Consider the following 20,203-nt stretch of genomic DNA (forward strand, 5'->3'; position numbering starts at 1 on the left):
GGCGGGGCGCTCTCGGGCGCGCCGCTCACGCCAGCAGCGCCCGCAGCTCGCTCTCGACCGAGTCCGCGCGCCGCGGATCCATCGTGACGCCGTCGGCGTACAGGTCGACCAGCCGCGGGTCGACGTAGCTCGCGCGCGCGATGCTCGGCGTGTTGCCGAGCTCGGCGGCCGCGGCCTCCATCGCGCGGGCGACGGCGCGGCGGCGCGCCACCTGCGTCGGCTGCACACCCTGGCGCGCGAGCTCGACGGCGGCCGCCGCCGTCCCGTGCAGCGTGCGGAAGTCCTTGGCGGTGAAGTCGCCGCCGGTGCGGTCCCGCACGTCCGCGTTGATCTCCTCCGCGGCGAGCGGGTGCCAGTCCCCGCCGTCGTCGTGCCACGCGATCAGCCGCGCGCGCGGGCCGCGGCGCTTGAGGCGCGAGACGAGGGCCGCGAGGTCGGGGTCGCGGGTCTCGCTCGACCACTCCTGCCCGCTCTTCGCGGGGAACTCCAGCAGCACCGTGTCACCGCCGGTGACGCTCGCGTGCGCGCCCAGCAGCGTCGTCAGGCCGAAGGAGCCGTGCTTCTTCACGTACCGCTCGGAGCCCACCCGCAGGTTGGCGCTGTCGAGGATGCGGAACGCGCCGGCGAGCACGCGCTCGCGCCCGAGGCCGTCGCGCCGCAGGTCGAGCGTGACGCTGCGCCGGGCGGCCGGCAGCGTGGCGGCCAGCTCGAGCGCGCGCTCGTACTTCACGCGGTCGCGGCGCTCGCGCCAGGCGGAGTGGTAGAGGTACTGGCGGCGGCCGGCGTCGTCGATCCCCGTGGCCTGGACGTGGCCGTTCGGGTAGGGGCAGATCCACACGTCGCGCCACGCGGGCGGGATCGCGAGCGTGCGGATGCGCTCGCGCGTCTCGGTGTCGCCCACGACGGCGCCGCTCGCGTCGCGGAAGCTCCAGCCGCGCCCGGAGCGCACGCGCGTGAGACCGCGGCCGTTCGTGACGCTGCGCCGCAACCTGACCATCTGTCGAGCGTAGGACGGGGTGGGCGGTGGCGGTGCAACCGCGTGCGAGGGACGGTGGGGTCGGCCCCGGGTGGCCCGTGGTGTCGGCCCCGTGTGTTCGCCGCGGCGTCGCCCGCCGGACGCCGGGGCGTCACACGGCGCGCCTAGCCTCGCGCCGTGATGACTCCGCAGCGTCGTTCGCCCGCCCCCGCACCCGCCCCGCTCGCCACCCCGCGGGTCCGCCGCGCCGGCGCGGCCGCCCTCGCCTGCGCCGGCCTCGCCGGTGCGTTCCTCACCGCGCCCGCAGCCGTCGGTGCACCCGAGTCGGCGCCCGCGGCCGCCGTCGAGCCGATCGTGCTCTCGGCACCCGGGGCCGCGCTCGGCCTCACCCCGGTCGCCACGCACCTCGACGGCGCGTTCGAGGAGAGCGCCGCCGAGATCGTCGCCTTCCACGCCCCCACGCAGCAGGCGTTCGTCGTGAACGCGCGCGCCGGCGTCGTCGACGTCCTGTCGACGGCCACGCCGGGCGACCTGACGCGCGTGGCCAGCCTCGACGCGACGTCCGCGCCCGGGGTGCCCGACGGCGCCGTCGCCAACTCCCTCGCGGTGCGGGCGGACGGACTCGTCGTGGTCGCCGTGGAGAACCCCGTGAAGACCGAGCCCGGCTGGCTCGTGTTCTTCGACGCGGCGACGGCGGCCGTCGACGGCGACGGAGGTACCGCCCTCGGATCCGTCCCGGTCGGCGCGCTGCCCGACATGGTGACGCTGACGCCGGACGGGCGCACCGCCGTCGTGGCCAACGAGGGCGAGCCCGCGGAGGACTACTCGGTCGATCCCGAGGGCTCGATCGGCGTCGTGGCGCTGCCCGCGGGCGTGGCGGCCCCGACCGCGGCCGACGTGCGCACCGCGACCTTCCACGCGTGGGAGGCCGACGGGAGCCGCGAGCTCCCCGACGGCGTGCGCGTCTTCGGCGAGCAGCCGCACGGCGCGGACCGGCCGGTCTCGCGCAACCTCGAGCCGGAGTACATCACCGTGGCCGGCGACGGCCGCACCGCCTGGGCCTCGCTCCAGGAGGCGAACGCTCTGGCCGTGATCGACCTCGACTCCGCCGAGATCACCGACCTGCTCCCGCTCGGGACCGTCGACCACTCCGTCGCGGGCTCGGGCATCGACCCGAGCGACCGCGACGGCCGCGTCGACATCCGCACCGTCCCCGTGCACGGCCTGCCGATGCCCGACGCCATCGAGTCCTACGAGGTCGACGGCGAGACCTTCATCGTGACCGCGAACGAGGGTGACGCTCGCGAGTGGGGCGACTACGTCGAGGCTGTGCGGGCCAAGGCGCTCGGCCGGAACGGTGTGGCGCCGGTCTGTGCCGACAGCCCCGCCGCCTCGCAGCTGGGTGACGCCGACCTGGGTCGCCTCGAGGTCACCATCGCCTCCGGCCTGAACGCGGAGGGGACCTGCTACGAGCAGCTGCACTCCTTCGGCACGCGCTCCTTCTCGATCTACGGCGCCGACGGCGAGCGCGTCTTCGACTCCGGGCAGCAGCTCGAGGAGATCGTCGCCGAGGCGATCCCGGAGTTCTTCAACAGCAATCACGCCTCGAGCGACCTGGAGTCGCGCAGCGACGCGAAGGGTCCGGAGCCGGAGGGTGTGGCGCTCGGCGTCGTGGACGGCCGCACCTATGCCTTCGTCGGGCTGGAGCGCGTGGGCGGCATCGCCGTCTTCGACGTCACCGTGCCCGCCGACGCGACCTTCGTGACGTACATCAACAATCGCGACTTCTCGGTCTCGGCGGAGAACGCGATCGCCGACCGGGGCGACCCCGCCCAGGTGCTGACCGCCGCGGGCGACCTCGGACCCGAGGGCCTCGCCTTCATCCCGGCCGAGGGCTCGCCCACGGGAGGCCCGGCGCTCCTGGTGGGCAACGAGGTCTCCGGCACCACCACCCTGTTCGCGATCGACGCGCCGATCCGATTCTCCGACGTCGAGGGCAGCCAGTTCGCCACGGAGATCGCCTGGCTGGCGCAGCAGCGCATCTCGACCGGCTGGGTCGGCGCCGACGGCACGCGCGAGTTCCGGCCGCTCGCCCCGATCGCGCGCGACGCGATGGCCGCGTTCCTGTACCGCTGGGCCGGCTCGCCCGCCGTCGTGCTGCCGGAGACCTCGCCGTTCGCGGACGTGACGCCGACGAACCAGTTCTACCGGGAGATCGTCTGGATGCAGCAGCAGGGCTACGCGACGGGGTGGACCGAGGCCGACGGCACCGCGACGTTCCGGCCGCTCGAGCCGATCGCCCGCGACGCTATGGCGGCCTTCCTGTTCCGGGCGGCCGGATCGCCGTCGGACGAGGTGCCCGCGGGCTCGCCGTTCACCGACGTCGCCCCCGGGGACGCGTTCGCCGACGAGATCGCGTGGCTGCAGGCCACCGGGATCGCGACCGGCTGGATCGGCAACGACGGGCGGGACGTCTACCAGCCGCTCAACCCCGTGGCGCGCGACGCCATGGCCGCGTTCCTGTTCCGGTTCGACGAGCGGCTCGGGGCGCCCGGGCAGGCTGACGGCTCGAGCTGACGGGTTGGGCTGACGGCAAGGGCTGACGCCTAGGGTCGGAGCATGGAGACCGCGCTCGAGATCGCCGCCGCCGTCCGTCGCCGTGAGGTGAGCGCGGTCGAGGTGACGACGGCGGCGCTCGAGCGAGCGGAGCGGGTCGGGCCGGTGGTCGGGGCGTTCGCGGAGGTGACGCCGGAGCTGGCACTCGGGCAGGCGCGGGCGGTGGACGAGGCGGTCGCGGGTGGCGGCGGTGGTGTCGATGCCGCGAACCTTCCGCTCGCGGGTGTCCCGCTCCCGGTCAAGGACCTCAACCAGGTCGCGGGCGTCCCGCTGCGCGCGGGTTCGCGCGTGCTCGCGGCGCAGCCGCTCGTCCCCGAGGTCGACGACGGCACGGTGACCCGGCTGCGCGAGGCCGGCACGAGCATGATCGGTAAGACGGCGACGCCGGAGTTCGGCTTCCCGCCCTACACGGAGCCGCGCACGGGCCCGGGCGGGGAGATCGTGGCGGCGCGGACGCCGTGGGACCTGCGGCGGGGCGCCGGCGGGTCCAGCGGTGGAGCGGCGGCGGCCGTCGCGGCCGGGATCGTGTCGGTGGCGCACGCGTCCGACGGCGGGGGTCCATCCGGATCCCGGCCGCGAGCTGCGGGATCGTCGGGTTCAAGCCGTCGCGCGGTCTCGTCAGCCCCGGGCCGTGGGGCGTGGAGGGCAACGGGCTCGCGACGCAGGGCGTGGTCTCGCGCACGGTGCTCGACACGGCGCTCGCGCTCGGGGTGCTGGCCCACGGGTGGCCGGGGGACTCGCCGCGGGCCGAACCGGGGGATCTTCTCGCGGCGGCCCGTGCAGGCGAGGCGGGCGACGTCGCGCGCGGCCTGCGCGTGGGAGTGCTGACGACGCCGGTGGTGGCGGGCGACGCGGTCGTGCACCCCGAGGCGGTGCGCGCCGCCGAGCGGGCGGCGGGGACGCTCGAGGCGGCGGGCGCCGTCGTCGAGGACGCGCCGGTGCCGTTCGCGCCGGAGGACTGGCTCGCGTTCATGCCGCTGTGGTCGGTCGGCGCGCTGACGCTGCCCGTGCCGGACGAGGCCGAGGAGCTGCTCGAGCCGCTGACGCGCTGGCTGCGCGAGGTGGGGCGCTCGGTGGACGGGGCCGCGTACGCACGGGCCGTGGCGGATGCGCAGCGGGTCGCGCGCCGGGTGGCGACGGCGTGGGGCGGCTTCGACGTGGTGGTGACGCCGTCGCTGGCGGGGCCGCCCGCGCCGGTGGGATCGATCCGGGACGACGCCGACCCCGCGCGCGACTTCGAGGACCAGAAGCGGTTCACGCCGTGGACGTCGATCGCGAACATCGCGGGCCTGCCGTCGGTGTCGCTGCCGGTGCACCGGGCGGAGGTCGACGGCGCCCGGCTGCCGTTCGGCGCGATGCTCACCGGCCGCGCGGGCCGCGACGGCGCGCTGCTGGGCGTGGCGCGCCTGCTGGAGCTGGCCGACCCGTGGCCGGCCCCGCCGTCGCCCTCGCCCCTCTGACCTCCGCGAGGTACTTGTGGGAGCCCGCGAGGGGTCTGTGGGGCTCCGCGAGGGACTTCTGGGCGATCGCGAGAGACTTCGGGGCGTTCGCGAGAGACTTCTGGGGCACCCCGCGGGGGAGGATGGCGGCATGGAGATCCCCGCCACCGACCGGCTGCTGCACGCCCACGGATTCGCGACCGACACACCCGCCCATCTGCGCGCTCTCACGGGTGACGACGCCGCGGCGCGTGAGGCCGCCGTCGACCACCTCGCGACCTCGGTCATCCACGAGGGGACGCCGTGGCCGGCGACGGGACCGGTGGCCGCCTACGTGGCGCACCTCGTCGAGACGCGCGCGACCGACGAGGACGTGCACGAGGCGCTCCTCGACTTCCTCGCCGAGGTCGCCGACGCCGTCGAGATCGCCGAGGAGGACGGCGGTGAGACCCAGCAGCGCGCCGACCTGGCCGAGCTCGGGCGCGATCTCGACGCCGAGCTCGCGCTCGTGCACAGCGCGAAGGACCTCGAGCTGCAGTTCGTGGACGAGGAGTTCGCCGACCTCGTGCTGACGCACGCGTACCTCGGGGTCCTCTCGGCCGCGCCGTCCGTCCGACGCGCCCTCGGCAACTAGTCCGCTCCAAGCAACCACTTGCACATCTGCAAGTAGCGACCTACCGTGGTCGCATGGACAACGCACACGTGCCGGAAGAGAAGGTCGCCATCACCGCTGACGTCCCTGCCGCGCCCGCGTGGCGCTGGTCGGGCAACGATCTCGTGCTCGTCGCCGGGGTGCCGCTGACGCTGTACGTCGGGGGGCTAGGAGCGGGCGCGGGGAGCGTCTGGGGATTCGTCATCGCATGCTTCGGCGCGCTGGCCATGGTCACGCTCGTGGCCCAGCGTCGGGGGCGCCGCAACCAGCCCCGTGTCGCGACGTGGGTGCCTCTCGCCTCGGTCGGAGCCGCCGCCGTCGTCGTCGTTCTCGCCTGGGGGCTGTGGCGGGGTGAAGCGCTCGAGGGGGCCGCCCTCGTCCTGGCGCCGCTCGTGCTCGTGGCGGTGGCGCTGGGGACGGTCGCCGCCCTGCGGTGGGCGCGGTGAGCGCCGCGGCTCCCGGGGGTGGGGCGTCGCCGGTCGACGGCGCGGTCGGCGGCGGAGCGACGGGTGAGGTCCCGGCGACTCGGGGTGCGGTGGACCGCGAGCGAGAGCTCCTCGTGCTCCCGCGGTTCAAGGTGCTGGGCTTCCTCGCCCAGGTCGAGGAGTCCGACTACGCCTCGATCGCCGACTTCACGGGCCTGAGCGTGCCCGACATCTCGCGCGCCGTCGGGTTCCTCGACGACCGCGCCCTCGTGGACGTCCGCAAGGACCGCAACGGGCGGTACGCCCGCACCCAGGTCAGGGCGACGGACGACGGCGTGCGCGAGTTCCGCGCCCTGCTCGCCACGCTGCGGCGCTACGGGCTCTGAGGGGCGCCCGGAAAGTCTCTCGCGGGTGCCCCACAAGTACCTCGCGAGTGCCCCAGAAGTACCTCGCGGCGTCCCGGAAACCCCTCGCGGAGGTCAGAGGCGGAGGAGGGCCAGGTCGACGCGTTCGGCGACGTACGGGGCCAGCGGCACCGGCGCCGCGCCCGGGCTCCACGTGAAGAGCACCTCGCCGTCACGCCGCACCAGCGGGTGCTCGCCGACGACGGCGGGGCGCCAGCCCAGGTGCACCACGCACCCGGGCGGGATGCCCCCGCGGCGCGCCTCGATGCGCAGATCCGCGCGGTGGCGCGCCGAGTCGGCCGTGTAACCGCGTGTGGTCTCGGCCTCGGTCCGCACGACCTCGCCCGGGAGGGCGAGCTCGCCGTCGGGCAGGAGCAGCAGCGCACCGATGCGCCAGGCCTCGCCGACGGCGATGATCCGGGGCGCCCGCCCGACGCCGGCCACCCGGCGCGGCACGCGCCGCAGCCCGAGCACCTCCGACGGGACGCCGCCCGCCCGGAGGCGGGCGACGGCGTCCGTCACGAGGTCACTCACCCCCGCATCGTGTCACGCGGGCCAGGCCGACGACCGTCAGGCCGCGCGCCGGCCACCGTCAGCCGGTGATCGCGCGAGCGAACACCACCCGGTTCTGGTCGTGCCGCTGCGAGCGGGTGTCGAACTCGCCGGTGCAGGTGACGAGGCGGAGCTCGTCGGTCGCGAGGGCACCGAAGACCTCCCGGGTGGGGTAGTCGTCCTTCAGGAAGTTCTCCACCCGGTAGACCTCGTAGGCGTGGGTCGTGCCGTCGGCGTCGTCCACCTCGACGCGGTCGCCGACCTCCAGCTCGGTCAGGCGGAAGAACACCGCCGGTCCCGTGGGGGAGTCGACGTGGCCCGCGATCACCGTCGGTCCGCGGCCGCCGGGCCTGCCGCCGCCCGTGAACCAGCCGACGCGGTCCCAGTCGTCGGGCACCTCCATCTTGCCGTCGTCGGCGATCCCGAGCTCCATCATCTGCTCGTCGACCTCGATGTCCGCGATCCGCAGCGCGACCGGGTCGACACCGACGCCGAGGCTCGCGACGGGCTCCGGCTCCGGCTCCGGGGCAGGAGCGGGCGCCTCCTCCGACGGCGGGGCCTCGGGCTCGGGCACGCTCGACACCGGCGCCTTCGTGTGCGCCGGATCGGTCGGTGCCGCCGAGGCGTCCGACAGCGTCGCGGCGTCCGCGGGAGCGTCGTCGCCCCCGGAGCACCCCGCGAGCAGGAGGACGGCGGCGAGCGCGGCGCCCGCCGTCGTCCGCACCCCGCGCACGGGGAGCGGGACGCGAACCCGCCGCGCCTCCGCACCCCGGGCGGCGCGGCGGGTCGCTCTCATGCCCGGCTGCGCCGGGTGCGGAAGGCGATGAGCCCCGCTGCACCCACCGCCGCGATGGCCCCGACCCCCGCGAGCGGGGCCATCGACGTACCGGAGTCGGCGGTGCCGCCGCCGCCGGTCTCCAGGCCGCCGAGCGGCACCTGGGAGAGCTGACCGCGCACCACGCCGGCGGCGTAGTCGACGGTGTGGGAGTCGCCGACGAAGCCGGCGGGGTTGGCCTCGATCTGCGCGAGCGTGAAGCCCTCGCCGGTGTCGGCGCCCGCATCGTTCGTGATGCCTGTGGTGAAGGGTCCCTGCAGGCAGCCGGAGCTCGTGCGCGGGCCGTCGCCGACCGGCTCGGGGTTGGGGAACGCGATGCGCGGCGGTCCGGCCTGGCCGACGGCGGCCTCGTGGATGTGCGTGGCCGTCTTCGCGGGGCTCTGGTAGTCGCCCGTGACGCCCTCGAGGGTGATGTCGTAGCAGATGATCTCGAGGTCGGAGTTGATCCGGAACGTGAACTCGCCCATCGCGCCGGGCTCGCCCGGAGTGGCGACGCCGTCGTTGTTGATGACCGCGTCGGGCGTGGCCCACACGGTGTAGGCGCTGGTGAAGCTGTCGGGCTCGGCGACCTCGGTGTCGGCGTTCGCGGGCGCGGCGGCCATCATGAGGCCGACGGCGCCGGCGCTCGCGATGCCGATGAGCGCGGCGCGGCGGGGTGCGCGGCGGGGGGTGGGGGTCTGCGTCGTCATGCTCGTACCTCTCGTGGCGGGGAGGGCGACGGTGCGCCTGGAACACCAGGTGTTACGCAGGTCACGCCCGCCGTGTTCATCCCGTTCAGAAAAAAGTGCGAGAAAAATTTCCGACGGCGATCCGGGCCGGGCGATGAACGGGTCGCGGCCGCGCTCCGTAGACCCTGGTGGACGCCGAGGGGCGGCGTCGGTGAGCGGGGAGGTGGAGCATGCTTACGATGACGCGACCGGTGCCGGTGCCAGCGACCAGGAGCGTGATCCCCCTGAGCGACCCACGTGAGGCCGCCCTGCCCGACGGCGTGGCACCCGGCCACTTCGACGTCGCCGACGCGTACGACCGGCACGGGGCCGAGCTGTTCGGGTTCACGCTGAACGCGGTGCGCGACCGCGGCACCGCCGAGGAGTGCGTGCAGGAGACGTTCCTGCGCGCGTGGCGCGCCCGGGACTCCTTCGACGCCGGCCGGGGCAGCCTGCGGACCTGGTTGTTCGCGATCGCGCGCAACGTCATCACCGACAGCTACCGCCGTGGCGCGCGTGTGCCCGTCCCGGTGGCGGACGAGGCGGTACCGGAGGTCGTCGCCCCCGGGCCGCACGACCCGGTCGAGCAGCTCGCGATGCTCCAGGCACTGGCGACGCTGACGCCGGAGCACCGCCGCGTCGTCGTCGCCATCCACGTGGTGGGCACGAGCTACGGCGACCTGTCGCAGGAGCTCGGCGTGCCCGTGGCGACACTGCGGACCCGGGCGTTCTACGGGCTCCGGGCGCTGCGGAAGCACCTCGAGGAGCAGGAGCGGTACGAGCAGCAGGAGCGGGAGGATGAGCGATGAGCCAGGACCGGGAGATCGACGCGCGGACCGCCGCGCTGATCGCCGGTGCCCTCGCCGGCGACCTGGACGAGTCCGAGCGGGAGGCCCTGGCGGCACTCGCGGCGGCCGACCCCGCGGTCGGTGCCGAGCTCGAGGCGCTCGGGGGTGTCGCGGACGCGCTCGGGCGCGACGTGCCCGCCTGGCGCGAGCAGGCGCCGTCGGGCGACCTTCGTGAGCGGGTGGTGGGTGTCGGTGCGGTACCTGCCGAGGGGGCGACGGCGGTCGCGGCACGACCGGTGGCCGGGCGGGCGCGGCGCCGCACCGGCCCGTGGGCGCTCGCGGCCTGCGTCGCGGCGGGTGCCGCGCTCGCCGTCGGCGGCCTGCTGGGCGCCGGTTTCCGCGCCCCCGCCCCGGAGGCCTCACCGCCGCAGGGCCCGCCCGGGACGCTCGGCGCGGTCGAGGACGTCGATCTCGACGGCGGTCCCGCCGCCGTCGACGGCGCCAGCATCGACGCCGTGCTCGTGGCGCACACGTGGGGCACCGAGACGGTGCTCGAGGTCGAGGGGCTGCCGCCGGGGGAGGGCTACGACGTCGTCCTCATCGGGGACGACGGGCGCGAGTACGACTCCGGCTCGTTCCTCGGATCCGCCGTCGCGATCGACTGCCGGATGAACGCCGCCGTGATGCGGGCCGAGGTGGACCGGCTCGAGATCCGCCAGGCCGACGGCGGCGTGGTGACCGCGGCGGCGCTGCCCGAGGCGGTCGACGACCGCGGGTGAGTCGCGGCGTCCGGCCGGCTGTGTCGGCCGAGGGGATCAGCCCAGGTAGATCGGTCCGCTGAAGCCGCCACTGCCGTCGCGCTCGTCCGCGCCCCCGGACGGGGTGCGGGGCGGCTCAGGCGCCTCCTCGGGGTCGGCCGTGCCGGACCAGTCCTGCAGCCGCTGGACGATCTCGGCCATGGTCGGCTCGTCGAACCGGGGCAGCTCGATCGTGCCGTCGGTCGTGTCGATGAGTACCTGGCTGGACCAGGTGGGGCGACCGGGGACGTCGGTGCGGACGGCGAGGATCGCGGTGCGGTCGATCGTGCGCGGGCGGAGGCGACGTCGCAGGACCATCGCGTCGGGGGTGACGACGAGGGCCGTGGTGGTGCGGGCGTGGACGAGCCACGTGCCGGAGGCCATGACCACGGCGGCGACCGCCGCCGCCCAGTACCAGGGGAGGTCGAAGAAGGCACCGACCCATCGCGCGAGGATCGCGGTGTAGAGGAACAGCATCACGTACAGCCACCGGGGCTGTGGCTGCTGCCGCGCGATCACCTCGCTCATCCGCCCACGCTAGGGGGCTCCGGCCGGGCGCGCGAGACGTGGGACGCACCGCGCCGGACTCTGGTTCACTCGACGGATGCGACGGGTCCTGGTGCTGGGTGGAACGGCATGGCTCGGTCGGGCGATCGTCCGCCAGCTGGTGGCCGGGGGTGACGACGTGGTCTGCCTGGCCCGGGGTGAGTCGGGCGAGGTGCCGGACGGTGCCCGGCTCGTGGCGGCCGACCGGCGATCACCGGGCGCCTACGACGACGTGCGCGGCGACTGGGACGAGGTCGTCGAGCTGGCCTACGAGCCCGATCTCGTGGGTCCGGCGGTCGAGGCGCTCGCCGAGCGGGCCGCGCACTGGACCCTCGTCTCCTCGGTCTCGGTCTACCGGGGTCACGGCACGGTCGGCGCCGACGAGTCGGCGGACGTCGTCGAACCCGCCGACCTGGCGGCCTACCCCGACGCCAAGGTCGCCGCCGAGCGCGTCACCGCGCGCCACCTCGACGGGCGCCTCCTCGTCGCGCGTCCCGGCCTGATCGTCGGCCCCGGCGATCCGAGCGACCGGTTCGGGTACTGGTCGGCGCGCCTGGCCCGCGGCGGCGACGTCCTCGTCCCGCGGATGTCGGGGCGTCACGTCCAGGTGATCGACGTCTCCGACCTCGCCGCCTGGCTCGCCGACGCCGGGCGCACAGGCCTGGCGGGGGTGGTCGACGCCGTCGGGCACGCCGACCCGATGGCCGACCTCCTGCGCGTGGTGAGTGAGGCGACCGGGCACCGCGGGGCGCTGGTCGAGGCGGACGACGAGGCGCTGCTCGCGCACGACGTGCGGTACTGGGCCGGTCCGCGCTCGCTCCCGCTGTGGCTGCCGCTCGCGGACGCCGGCTTCGCCCGGCGGTCCGGCGCGAGGTTCCGCGCCTCCGGCGGGAGGCTGCGGCCGCTGGGCGAGACCGTGCGGCGCACCCTCGCGGACGAGGTCGCCCGCGGGATCGATCGCGACCGACGCTCCGGGCTGACTCCGGCGCAGGAGGCGGAGGTCCTCAGCGCCCTGGGGTGAGGGGCACCAGCGCGAGCAGGTGCAGCGCCGTCAGCGGCGCGAGCGGCAGCTCGTGGGCCTGCGCGGGCGTGACCCACACGGCGTCGTCGATCTCGGCGGCCGGGGCGACGGCGTCGACCTCCTGCGGCGTCAGGCGGACCGCCCACGCGTGGGCGAGCACACCGTGCCCGGGCTCGTTCGCGGCGTCGGCCGTGAACGAGCCGAGCGGCGCCAACCGGTCGACGTCGACCGTCAGCCCCAGCTCCTCCGCGACCTCCCGCACGAGCGCGCGGTCCGGGCGCTCGCCGTCGTCCGGCTTGCCTCCCGGCTGCATGTAGGCGGTGGTGCCGCGCTTACGCACGAGCAGGACGCGGCCGGCGCCGTCGTGCAGCACGCCGGCGGCCACGACGATCGTGCGCGCCGGGGTGCTCACCCGTCGTGACGGCTGCGGATCCCGACCGTGATCAGGCCGGCGACGGCGAGCGCCACGAGGATCCCGGCGCCCCACGCCAGGCCGGTCCAGATCCAGTCGGGGAACGCCGAGGAGGTCGCCGAGGCGGTCGCGTCCAACGTCAGCGGGGTGTCGTAGGTGGTGGTCCAGGTGACGGTCGTGCCGTCGACCTCGGCGAGCTCGGCGCTCCCGCGCACCTCCTCGATCACGCCGGGGAACGTCAGGGAGACGCGCACGGTGGACTCGGGAGCGCCGGGTCGCGGCTCGCCCTCGGCGGCGGGGGCCGGGACGTCGGACTGCGTGCTCACGTCGATCACGCCGGAGACGACGAAGTCGTCGCCGTCGCGCGTGATGAGCGGGGTGCCGCCGAGCGCGAGGTCGGTGATCGGGACGGCGTCGAGCTCGAGCGACGTGCCGTACCAGCCGGGCTCGGGGCTGACCGCTGCGGCGGTGACGCCGGTGCGGTCGCGCAGGCCGGGGAGCGCCCGCGTCTCGATGGCCGTGACCTGCCCGACCACGGCCTGCTGGGCGGCCTCGCTCTCGTCGGCGAGCTGACCGAGGATCAGGATGTCGCCGGTCACGGTGTTGGCGCGCGAGACGGTCAGATCGGCGTCCGTGCGGACGCATCCGGTCAGCGCGACGAGGGCGACGACGGCGGCCAGGGCGGCGGTGATCCCACGGATCCGAGGCCTGTGCATGACCGAATCGTGACACAACGGTGGGACGCCGGGCACGTCCACACGCGGGCTGGGACGCCTGCCGTCGGGGTCGAGCAGGGTTGAGCGGAATAGACTCAACTTCGACCCGGTTGACCTGAGCACCAGACGATCCGTGCCGGGAGGACACCGTGAACGACAAGCTGACGACCAGGTCGCAGGAGGCGGTGGCCGCCGCGCTCGGCCGTGCCACGCGGGCGGGCAACCCCCATCTCGAACCCGTCCACCTGCTGTCCGCGCTGCTGGAGCAGGCCGACGGGATCGCCGTCGCGCTCCTGACCGCGCAGGGGACCGATCTGGGGGAGGTCGCCCGCCGGGCCGACGGCGTCGCGGCGACCCTGCCCGGGGCGCGCGGCGCCACGACGGCGCAGCCGCAGCCCTCGCGCGCTCTCCTCGCCGTCGTCTCCCAGGCGGGCGAGGAGGCCCGTGCGCTCGGCGACGACTACGTCTCGACCGAGCACCTGCTGCTCGCGCTGGCCGCCGACACCGGCAGCGCGGGCGAGATCCTGCGCTCGGCCGGGACGTCGCGCGACGCGCTCGTCGCCGCGCTGCCGTCGGTGCGTCAGGGGCGCGTCACGTCACCCGACCCCGAGGGGACGTTCCAGGCGCTCGACAAGTACGGCCAGGACCTCACCGCCCGCGCCCGCGAGGGGCGCATCGACCCCGTGATCGGGCGCGACTCCGAGATCCGGCGCGTGGTGCAGGTGCTCTCGCGCCGCACCAAGAACAACCCGGTGCTCATCGGTGAGCCGGGCGTCGGCAAGACGGCGGTCGTCGAGGGGCTGGCGCAGCGGATCGTCGACGGCGACGTGCCCGAGTCCCTGCGCGGCAAGCGCCTGATCTCGCTCGACCTCGGCTCGATGATCGCCGGCGCGAAGTACCGCGGCGAGTTCGAGGAGCGGCTCAAGGCCGTGCTCGAGGAGATCCGGGGGAGCGACGGCGAGGTCGTCACGTTCATCGACGAGCTGCACACGGTCGTGGGCGCCGGCGCGAGCGAGGGCGCGATGGACGCCTCCAACATGCTCAAGCCGATGCTCGCGCGCGGTGAGCTGCGCATGATCGGTGCCACGACTCTCGACGAGTTCCGCGAGAACATCGAGAAGGACCCCGCGCTCGAGCGGCGCTTCCAGCAGGTGTTCGTGGGGGAGCCCTCGGTCGAGGACACGGTGGCGATCCTGCGCGGGATCGCGCCGCGCTACGAGGCGCACCACAAGGTCACGATCTCCGACGGCGCGCTCGTGGCCGCCGCGACGCTGTCCGACCGCTACATCACCGGCCGGCAGCTGCCCGACAAGGCGATCGACCTCGTGGACGAGGCCGCCTCGCGCCTGCGGATGGAGCTCGACTCCTCGCCGGTGGAGATCGACGTGCTGCGCCGCGCCGTCGACCGCCTGCGGATGGAGGAGGCCTACCTGTCCGAGGGTGGCGACAGCGACTCCCGGGACGAGGCGACCCTCGAGCGACTGGAGAAGCTGCGCCGCGACATCGCGGACCGTTCGGAGGAGCTCGCGGGCCTGACCGCGCGCTGGGAGGCGGAGAAGGCCGGGACGAACCGGGTCGGGGACCTGCGCGTGCGGCTCGACGAGCTGCGCACGGCCTACGACCGGGCGGTGCGCGAGGGCGACTACGACGCGGCGGGGCGACTCGCGAACGGGGAGATCCCCGCCGTCGAGCGGGAGATCGCCGACGCGGAGCTCGAGGAGGGGGCGGAGGTGCCCTCCGCCGTCGCGCCGATGATCGCGGACAAGGTCGGCACGGACGAGATCGCCGAGGTCGTGGCGATGTGGACCGGCATCCCGGCCGGCCGGCTGCTCGAGGGCGAGACCGCGAAGCTCCTGCGGATGGAGGACGTGCTCGGCGAGCGGCTGATCGGCCAGCGCGCCGCCGTCGCCGCCGTGTCCGACGCCGTGCGGCGCTCGCGGGCGGGCATCGCCGATCCCGACCGGCCGACCGGGTCGTTCCTGTTCCTCGGGCCGACGGGTGTCGGCAAGACCGAGCTCGCGAAGTCGCTCGCGGACTTCCTGTTCGACGACGAGCGCGCGATGGTGCGGATCGACATGTCGGAGTACGGCGAGAAGCACTCGGTGGCGCGGCTGGTCGGGGCGCCTCCGGGGTACGTGGGGTACGAGGAGGGCGGGCAGCTCACCGAGGCCGTGCGGCGCCGGCCGTACTCGGTCGTGCTGCTGGACGAGGTCGAGAAGGCGCACCCGGAGGTCTTCGACGTGCTGCTGCAGGTGCTCGACGACGGGCGGCTCACCGACGGGCAGGGGCGCACGGTCGACTTCCGCAACGTGATCCTCGTGCTGACGTCCAACCTCGGGTCGCACGCCCTCGTGGACCCGACGCTGGAGGAGGAGGCGAGGCGCGCCGTCGTGATGGACGCGGTGCGACTCGCGTTCCGGCCGGAGTTCCTCAACCGGCTGGACGACGTCGTGATCTTCGACGCACTCTCGCTGGAGGAGCTCGGCTCGATCGTGGACCTGCAGCTGGACCGGCTCGGGGCGCGGCTGGCGGACCGCCGGCTGCGCCTGGAGGTCACGCCCGCGGCGCGCGAGTGGCTGGCGCTCGAGGGCTACGACCCGGCGTACGGGGCGCGGCCGCTGCGCCGGCTGGTGCAGCGCTCGATCGGCGACCCGCTGGCCCGGATGCTGCTGGGCGGGCAGGTGCTCGACGGTGGCGCGGTGCGCGTGGACCGTGCGCCCGACGACGCCGAGGGCCTCACCCTGACGCCCGCCTGAGCGGCGCCCCCGCGAGGACCCACCCCTTCGCGAGAGCTTTGCTGACGTACCGCGAGAGGATTGCCGACCCTCCCCGAGAGGACTGGTGACGTACCGCGAGAGGATTGCCGACCCTTCCCGAGAGGACTGCTGACGTACCCCGAGAGCATTGGCGACCTACCGCGAGAGGTCTGGCGACGTCCGCGGCGGCCCTCGCTGACAGCGGCTGCGTCTCGCTGTGAGCGGCCAGCGGCGCACAGGCGGCTTCGCGTCAGGTATAGCCGCAGGTCAGGGGGTCGGACATATCGGACCAGGTGCCGCCAGCCGCTGTGGGCGAGGGCCAGCCGCTCCGAGCGAGATCGAGGGCGCGGTGTGCGCCCGGCCGGACCGCCTCGTCGCCCCTCCCCGGGTGCGTCCTCGAGGGACTGGGGCAGCTCGGCGGCTACCTCGAGGTATGTCGGTAATCCGCTCGCGGAGGGGCAGTAGAGCTCTCGCGGTAGGTCGGCGATCCTCTCGCGATACGTCAGCGATCCACTCGGGGTACGTCGGCAATCTTCTCGGGGAGGGTCGGCAATCCTCTCGGGGTACGTCGACAATCCTCTCGGGGAGGGTCCGCAAAGCTCTCGCGGTAGGTTCGCTGGATGCGTCTGAGCACCGTCATCCTGCCCGTGCACGCCCGCGCCGAGGCCGTCGCCCGCTGGCGCCGGGCCGAGGACCTCGGGTTCGCGACGGCCTACACCTACGACCACCTCTCCTGGCGCACCTTCCGCGACGGACCCTGGTACGACGCGCTCCTCACCCTGGCGCAGGCGGCCGCCGTGACCGAGCGGATGCGCCTCGGCACCCTCGTCACGACGCCGAACTTCCGCCACCCCGTCACCCTCGCCAAGGACGTCATGACGCTCGACGACGTCTCGGGCGGACGCGTCACGCTCGGCCTCGGCGCGGGCACGGACGGGTTCGACGCCGCCGCGCTCGGCCTGCCGGCCCTCACCCCGCGACAGCGCGCCGACCGGTTCGCCGAGCTGGTCGACCACCTCGACCGCCTGCTGACCACGCCGGACGTCACGGTCGACGGCGAGTACTTCTCGGCGCACGAAGCGCGCACGATCCCGGGGTGCGTGCAGCGCCCGCGGGTGCCGTTCGCCGTCGCCGCGACCGGGCCGCGCGGCCTGAAGCTCGCCGCCCGGTACGGCCAGGCGTGGGTCACGACCGGCGACCCGGCCACCTTCGAGGACGGCACCGCCGCGCAGTCGCGTGCGGCGATCGCGCGGCAGATGGAACGGCTGGAGGCGGCCTGCGCCGCCGAGAACCGCGATCCCGCGAGCATCGAACGGGTGCTGCTCACGGGATTCCTGCCCGAGGACGCGTTCGCCTCGGTCGACGCCTTCGAGGACTTCGCGCACGCGCACGCCGCGCTCGGCATCACCGAGATCGTGGTCCACGACCCGATCCCCGACACGCAGTTCGCCCTCGACGAGACGATCTACGCAGGGATCGCGGAGCTCGCCCCGACGCTCGCCGCGCTCGACTGAGGTCGACCTCTCGCCGGCCGACGTCGGCCCGGTACGGGTCTGGGTCGGTCACGTGCCGACCCCGGACCGTGCCCGCCCGAGGACACGGATCCCAGGTGTGCTCAGCCGACCGTGAGGTCCCCCGCGATCGCGCTCCCGGTGAGCTCGACGTCCTCCCCGTACAGGACGCAGGAGACCTGCCGGTCGCCGTCGTCCCAGTCGGAGATGTCGGGGAACCAGCCACCGAAGCTCAGGTCGTCGGTGATGGTCCCCGCGGGGATCTCGGAGACGACCGCCTCGTAGCAGACGTCGTTCGCCTCGGTGATGATCGCGTCCTCACCGGGGTAGGCGCCGCCGTCGGGCACGTAGGTGTGGACGACCTCGGCCGCGTGGGGCTCCGAGCACGGCACCTGCGTGTACTCGCTCGCCAGGTCGTCGAACGCCTCCAGGCAGTTGCCCGGGGCGAGGTCGGCGGCCTCGACGCTGCGCTCCGAGTCGACGTCGCCCGGGTTGTCGCTCAGCACCGGCGGTCCGAAGACGCCGCTGAACAGGCGCAGCAGGACGAACGCGACGATCGCCAGGATCGACACCGAACCGACCACGACGGCGACCGTTCCCGGCACGCGCGAGGCGCGGGCCCGCTTGGCGCGGGTCAGGGAGATGACTCCGAGGACGATGCCGAGCGGTCCGAGCACGACCCCGAGACCGGCGCCCAGCCACCCCATCCCCGCACCGGTGCTCGGCGTCGGTCGCGGCGGCTGCTGCGGCGGCGGGCCCTGCGGCGGCGCGCCCTGCGGCGAGTAGCCCGGCTGCGCGTAGCCCTGCTGGGCGGCGGGCTGCTGGTACGCGTAGCCCTGCGCGGCCGCACCCGGCTGCGGCTGGGACGGCTGGCCGTACGGCTGTGCCGGGGGCTGCTGGGGGTACCCCTGCGCGGGCGCCCCCTGCTGCGGGTGGGACGGCTGGCCGTACGGCTGTGCTCGGGGCTGCTGGGGCTGCTGGGGCTGCTGGGGCTGCTGGGGCTGCTGGGGGTAGCTCTGCGCGGGAGCGCCCTGCTGCGGATACCCCGGACCGGACCCGCCCGGCTGCCCGTACCCGGGGTGCGGCTCACCGCCCGGCTGCGCCGCGGACGGCCCCGGACGCGACGGGTCGGGCGGGCCCCAGGGGTCGGTCATGCCCCGAAACTACACGGATCGCGACGGCGAGCGCCGGGTCAGCCCAGCAGGTCCTCCGTGAGCGGGGCGCCGGCCGAGCGGACGAGGCAGCTCGCGGTGCGCTGACCCTCGTCCCAGCCGCCCGGTGCCGGCACGAGGGGCCAGGCGAGGTGGGCGGCGTCGTCGAGGCCGCGGTCGGCGAGCTCGCCGTCGCAGCGCTCGGTCGCATCGGCCAGGATCGCCTCCGGGCCGGGGTAGGTCGCGTCCTCGACCTCCCAGGTCGTGAGCACCTGCGCGGCGTGCGGGGTCGCGCACGGCACGAGCGTGAGCTCGCCGACCTCCTGCTGCACGGGCAGCGCCTCGACGCAGTTGCCCGCCGCCGTGAGCGACGGGTGCACGACCCGAGGCTCGGCGACGTCGCCCGGCTCCGCCACACCCCCGGACGCGCCGAACCCACCGAGGGCAGCCACGATCGCGACCACCACCCACGCGATGCTGCCGACCGCGCCGAGCACGATTCCGGTCACGGCGATCCGCGGGCTCCGCAGCCACGACCGCGTGGTCCGTCGGAGCCCGACGAGTCCCAGCACGAGCGCCACCGGGCCCGTGGCGAGCACACCGGTCACGACGGCGGCCACGGAGACCGCGTCGAGCGGCGCCTGCGTGAGCTGCGGCATCGCGAACGACGGGCCCGCCCCGGCCGACTGCCCCGCCATCTCCGACGGTGGCGACGAGAACGCCCCGGCCGGCTGCCCCGGTGACGACGGCGGCGCACCCGCCCCGGTCGGACCGCTCCCGTACGGCGACGGCGCCGGCCACGCAGGCTGCTGCGGCCCGGCCGGCGGCACGGCACCCGGCGCCGAGGGCGGGGCCGCGCCCGGCGCCGAGGGCGGGGGCGCCGCGGCGTACGGGCTGCGCGAGGACCCCGGGTCCCACGCCGTGGGGGCGGGGCCACCGCCCGCACCGGGCCCGGCCTGGGGGATGGTCGGGACGGCGGGCACCTCCGGCGTGCCGGACGCGCCCGGGTCGCCCGAGGAGCCGTGTCCGCCCGGTGGCCGCGCCATCAGTCGGCCAGCTCCACGATCACGGGGGCGTGGTCGCTCGCGCCCTTGCCCTTGCGCTCCTCGCGGTCGATGCGCGCACCGGCGAGCCGCGCCGTCGCGCTCTCGTTGCCGAGGGCGAGGTCGATGCGCATGCCCTGGCGCTTCGGGAACCGCAGCTGCGTGTAGTCCCAGTACGTGTACTCGCCGGGCGTGAACTGCCGCGTCAGCTCGGTGAAACCGGTGTCCTCGATCGCGGTCAGCGCGTCGCGCTCCGGCTCCGTCACGTGCGTGGAGCCCTCGAAGAACGCGCGGTCCCACACGTCCTCGTCGCGCGGGGCGATGTTCCAGTCACCGGTGAGCAGGGTGGGGGTCGACGACGTCGCCCACTCCTGCGCACTGTCGCGGAGCGCGCCGAGCCAGTCGAGCTTGTAGGTGTAGTGCGGGTCCTCGATCGTGCGGCCGTTCGGGACGTACAGGCTCCAGACCCGCACCCCGCCGCAGGTCGCCCCGATCGCGCGCGCCTCGGCCGCGAGCGGCTCGCCCCAGCCGGGCTGCTGCGGGAAGGAGGCCGCCACGTCCTCGAGCCCCACGCGGGAGGCGATCGCGACGCCGTTCCACTGGCTGAGACCGTGGTGCGCGACCTCGTACCCGATCGCCTCGAACGGCATCACGGGGAACTGCTCGTCCTTGCACTTGGTCTCCTGCATCGCCAGCACGTCCACGCCGCTGCGCTCCAGGAACGCCGTCACGCGATCGACGCGGGCGCGGACGGAGTTGACGTTCCAGGTGGCGATCAGCATGGCTCCAACGTACCGGCGTGCACCGACTTGACGGCGGGCGCGACGGCGGACCCGCCCCGCCCGCCACCTCGTGC

The 20,203-nt window shown here is 75.0% G+C and carries 19 protein-coding genes and 1 pseudogene; 10 read left to right on the top strand and 10 right to left on the bottom strand.

Features of this window, described 5'->3' with window-relative positions:
- Nucleotides 1–25: 25 nt before the first annotated feature.
- Nucleotides 26–997, bottom strand: a complete 972-nt coding sequence (locus QQK22_RS00460) for a DNA topoisomerase IB (protein ID WP_284248550.1) — start codon at nt 995–997, stop codon at nt 26–28.
- Nucleotides 998–1,156: 159 nt separating this feature from the next.
- Between QQK22_RS00460 and QQK22_RS00465 the strand changes: the two genes are divergently transcribed.
- From QQK22_RS00465 to QQK22_RS00485, 5 genes and pseudogenes are all read left to right on the top strand, one after another.
- Complete coding sequence (locus tag QQK22_RS00465) at nt 1,157–3,553, top strand: choice-of-anchor I family protein (protein WP_284252451.1); 2,397 nt, start codon at nt 1,157–1,159, stop codon at nt 3,551–3,553.
- Between the two features lie 42 nt (nt 3,554–3,595).
- A pseudogene (locus tag QQK22_RS00470) lies at nt 3,596–5,052 on the top strand (amidase).
- 130 nt (nt 5,053–5,182) lie between these two features.
- Nucleotides 5,183–5,665, top strand: a complete 483-nt coding sequence (locus QQK22_RS00475; RefSeq protein WP_284248552.1) for a hypothetical protein — start codon at nt 5,183–5,185, stop codon at nt 5,663–5,665.
- Nucleotides 5,666–5,718: 53 nt separating this feature from the next.
- Complete coding sequence (locus QQK22_RS00480; protein WP_284248554.1) at nt 5,719–6,129, top strand: hypothetical protein; 411 nt, start codon at nt 5,719–5,721, stop codon at nt 6,127–6,129.
- Complete coding sequence (locus tag QQK22_RS00485; RefSeq protein ID WP_284248556.1) at nt 6,126–6,494, top strand: MarR family winged helix-turn-helix transcriptional regulator; 369 nt, start codon at nt 6,126–6,128, stop codon at nt 6,492–6,494. The genes QQK22_RS00480 and QQK22_RS00485 overlap by 4 nt, the downstream gene beginning before the upstream one ends.
- Before the next feature lie 93 nt (nt 6,495–6,587).
- Here the strand turns inward: QQK22_RS00485 and QQK22_RS00490 are convergent, their stop codons facing one another.
- Genes QQK22_RS00490 through QQK22_RS00500 form a run of 3 tightly spaced genes read right to left on the bottom strand, consistent with a single transcriptional unit; the run spans nt 6,588 to nt 8,588 of the window.
- Entirely contained in the window at nt 6,588–7,046 is a 459-nt protein-coding gene (locus tag QQK22_RS00490) for a glutaminase (RefSeq protein ID WP_284248558.1), read from the bottom strand.
- A 58-nt stretch (nt 7,047–7,104) separates the two neighbouring features.
- Complete coding sequence (locus tag QQK22_RS00495; RefSeq protein ID WP_284248560.1) at nt 7,105–7,860, bottom strand: class F sortase; 756 nt, start codon at nt 7,858–7,860, stop codon at nt 7,105–7,107.
- Nucleotides 7,857–8,588, bottom strand: a complete 732-nt coding sequence (locus QQK22_RS00500) for a CHRD domain-containing protein (protein WP_284248562.1) — start codon at nt 8,586–8,588, stop codon at nt 7,857–7,859. Before QQK22_RS00500 ends, QQK22_RS00495 begins: the two co-directional genes overlap by 4 nt.
- Nucleotides 8,589–8,842: 254 nt before the next feature.
- Between QQK22_RS00500 and QQK22_RS00505 the strand changes: the two genes are divergently transcribed.
- A complete protein-coding gene (locus tag QQK22_RS00505) occupies nt 8,843–9,415 on the top strand; it encodes an RNA polymerase sigma factor (RefSeq protein WP_284248564.1) in 573 nt (190 codons plus the stop codon).
- Nucleotides 9,412–10,173, top strand: a complete 762-nt coding sequence (locus QQK22_RS00510; RefSeq protein WP_284248565.1) for a hypothetical protein — start codon at nt 9,412–9,414, stop codon at nt 10,171–10,173. Before QQK22_RS00505 ends, QQK22_RS00510 begins: the two co-directional genes overlap by 4 nt.
- Nucleotides 10,174–10,209: 36 nt before the next feature.
- Here QQK22_RS00510 and QQK22_RS00515 read toward each other — a convergent pair whose 3' ends face one another.
- The gene (locus tag QQK22_RS00515; RefSeq protein ID WP_284248566.1) at nt 10,210–10,719 is read right to left on the bottom strand and encodes a hypothetical protein; all 510 of its coding nucleotides are present in this window, start codon (nt 10,717–10,719) and stop codon (nt 10,210–10,212) included.
- Between the two features lie 76 nt (nt 10,720–10,795).
- On the opposite strand from QQK22_RS00515, the gene QQK22_RS00520 reads away from it, so the two are divergent.
- The gene (locus QQK22_RS00520; RefSeq protein ID WP_284248567.1) at nt 10,796–11,758 is read left to right on the top strand and encodes a Rossmann-fold NAD(P)-binding domain-containing protein; all 963 of its coding nucleotides are present in this window, start codon (nt 10,796–10,798) and stop codon (nt 11,756–11,758) included.
- Here the strand turns inward: QQK22_RS00520 and QQK22_RS00525 are convergent.
- On the bottom strand, nt 11,742–12,170 hold the full coding sequence (locus QQK22_RS00525) for an NUDIX hydrolase (RefSeq protein ID WP_284248568.1): 429 nt from the start codon (nt 12,168–12,170) through the stop codon (nt 11,742–11,744). The genes QQK22_RS00520 and QQK22_RS00525 overlap by 17 nt on opposite strands.
- Complete coding sequence (locus tag QQK22_RS00530; RefSeq protein ID WP_284248569.1) at nt 12,167–12,886, bottom strand: LppM family (lipo)protein; 720 nt, start codon at nt 12,884–12,886, stop codon at nt 12,167–12,169. The genes QQK22_RS00525 and QQK22_RS00530 overlap by 4 nt, the downstream gene beginning before the upstream one ends.
- A gap of 149 nt (nt 12,887–13,035) precedes the next feature.
- Here QQK22_RS00530 and clpB point away from each other — a divergent pair, with 149 nt between their 5' ends.
- Nucleotides 13,036–15,642 (top strand): ATP-dependent chaperone ClpB, encoded by a 2,607-nt coding sequence (gene clpB, locus QQK22_RS00535; RefSeq protein WP_284248570.1) that lies wholly within the window; start codon nt 13,036–13,038, stop codon nt 15,640–15,642.
- A 620-nt stretch (nt 15,643–16,262) separates the two neighbouring features.
- On the top strand, nt 16,263–17,156 hold the full coding sequence (locus tag QQK22_RS00540) for an LLM class flavin-dependent oxidoreductase (RefSeq protein WP_284248572.1): 894 nt from the start codon (nt 16,263–16,265) through the stop codon (nt 17,154–17,156).
- A 101-nt stretch (nt 17,157–17,257) separates the two neighbouring features.
- On the opposite strand, the gene QQK22_RS00545 is transcribed toward QQK22_RS00540, so the two are convergent.
- From QQK22_RS00545 to QQK22_RS00555, 3 genes are read right to left on the bottom strand one after another with little or no spacing between them, the layout of a single operon-like run.
- Nucleotides 17,258–18,307: a septum formation family protein gene (locus tag QQK22_RS00545; protein WP_284248574.1), complete on the bottom strand. Its 1,050-nt coding sequence runs from the start codon at nt 18,305–18,307 to the stop codon at nt 17,258–17,260.
- A 38-nt stretch (nt 18,308–18,345) separates the two neighbouring features.
- A complete protein-coding gene (locus QQK22_RS00550) occupies nt 18,346–19,350 on the bottom strand; it encodes a DUF4190 domain-containing protein (RefSeq protein ID WP_284248576.1) in 1,005 nt (334 codons plus the stop codon).
- Complete coding sequence (locus tag QQK22_RS00555) at nt 19,350–20,129, bottom strand: exodeoxyribonuclease III (protein ID WP_284248577.1); 780 nt, start codon at nt 20,127–20,129, stop codon at nt 19,350–19,352. Before QQK22_RS00555 ends, QQK22_RS00550 begins: the two co-directional genes overlap by 1 nt.
- Between the last annotated feature and the right edge of the window lie 74 nt (nt 20,130–20,203).

This window comes from Litorihabitans aurantiacus (assembly GCF_030161595.1).
Lineage (GTDB): Bacteria > Actinomycetota > Actinomycetes > Actinomycetales > Beutenbergiaceae > Litorihabitans > Litorihabitans aurantiacus.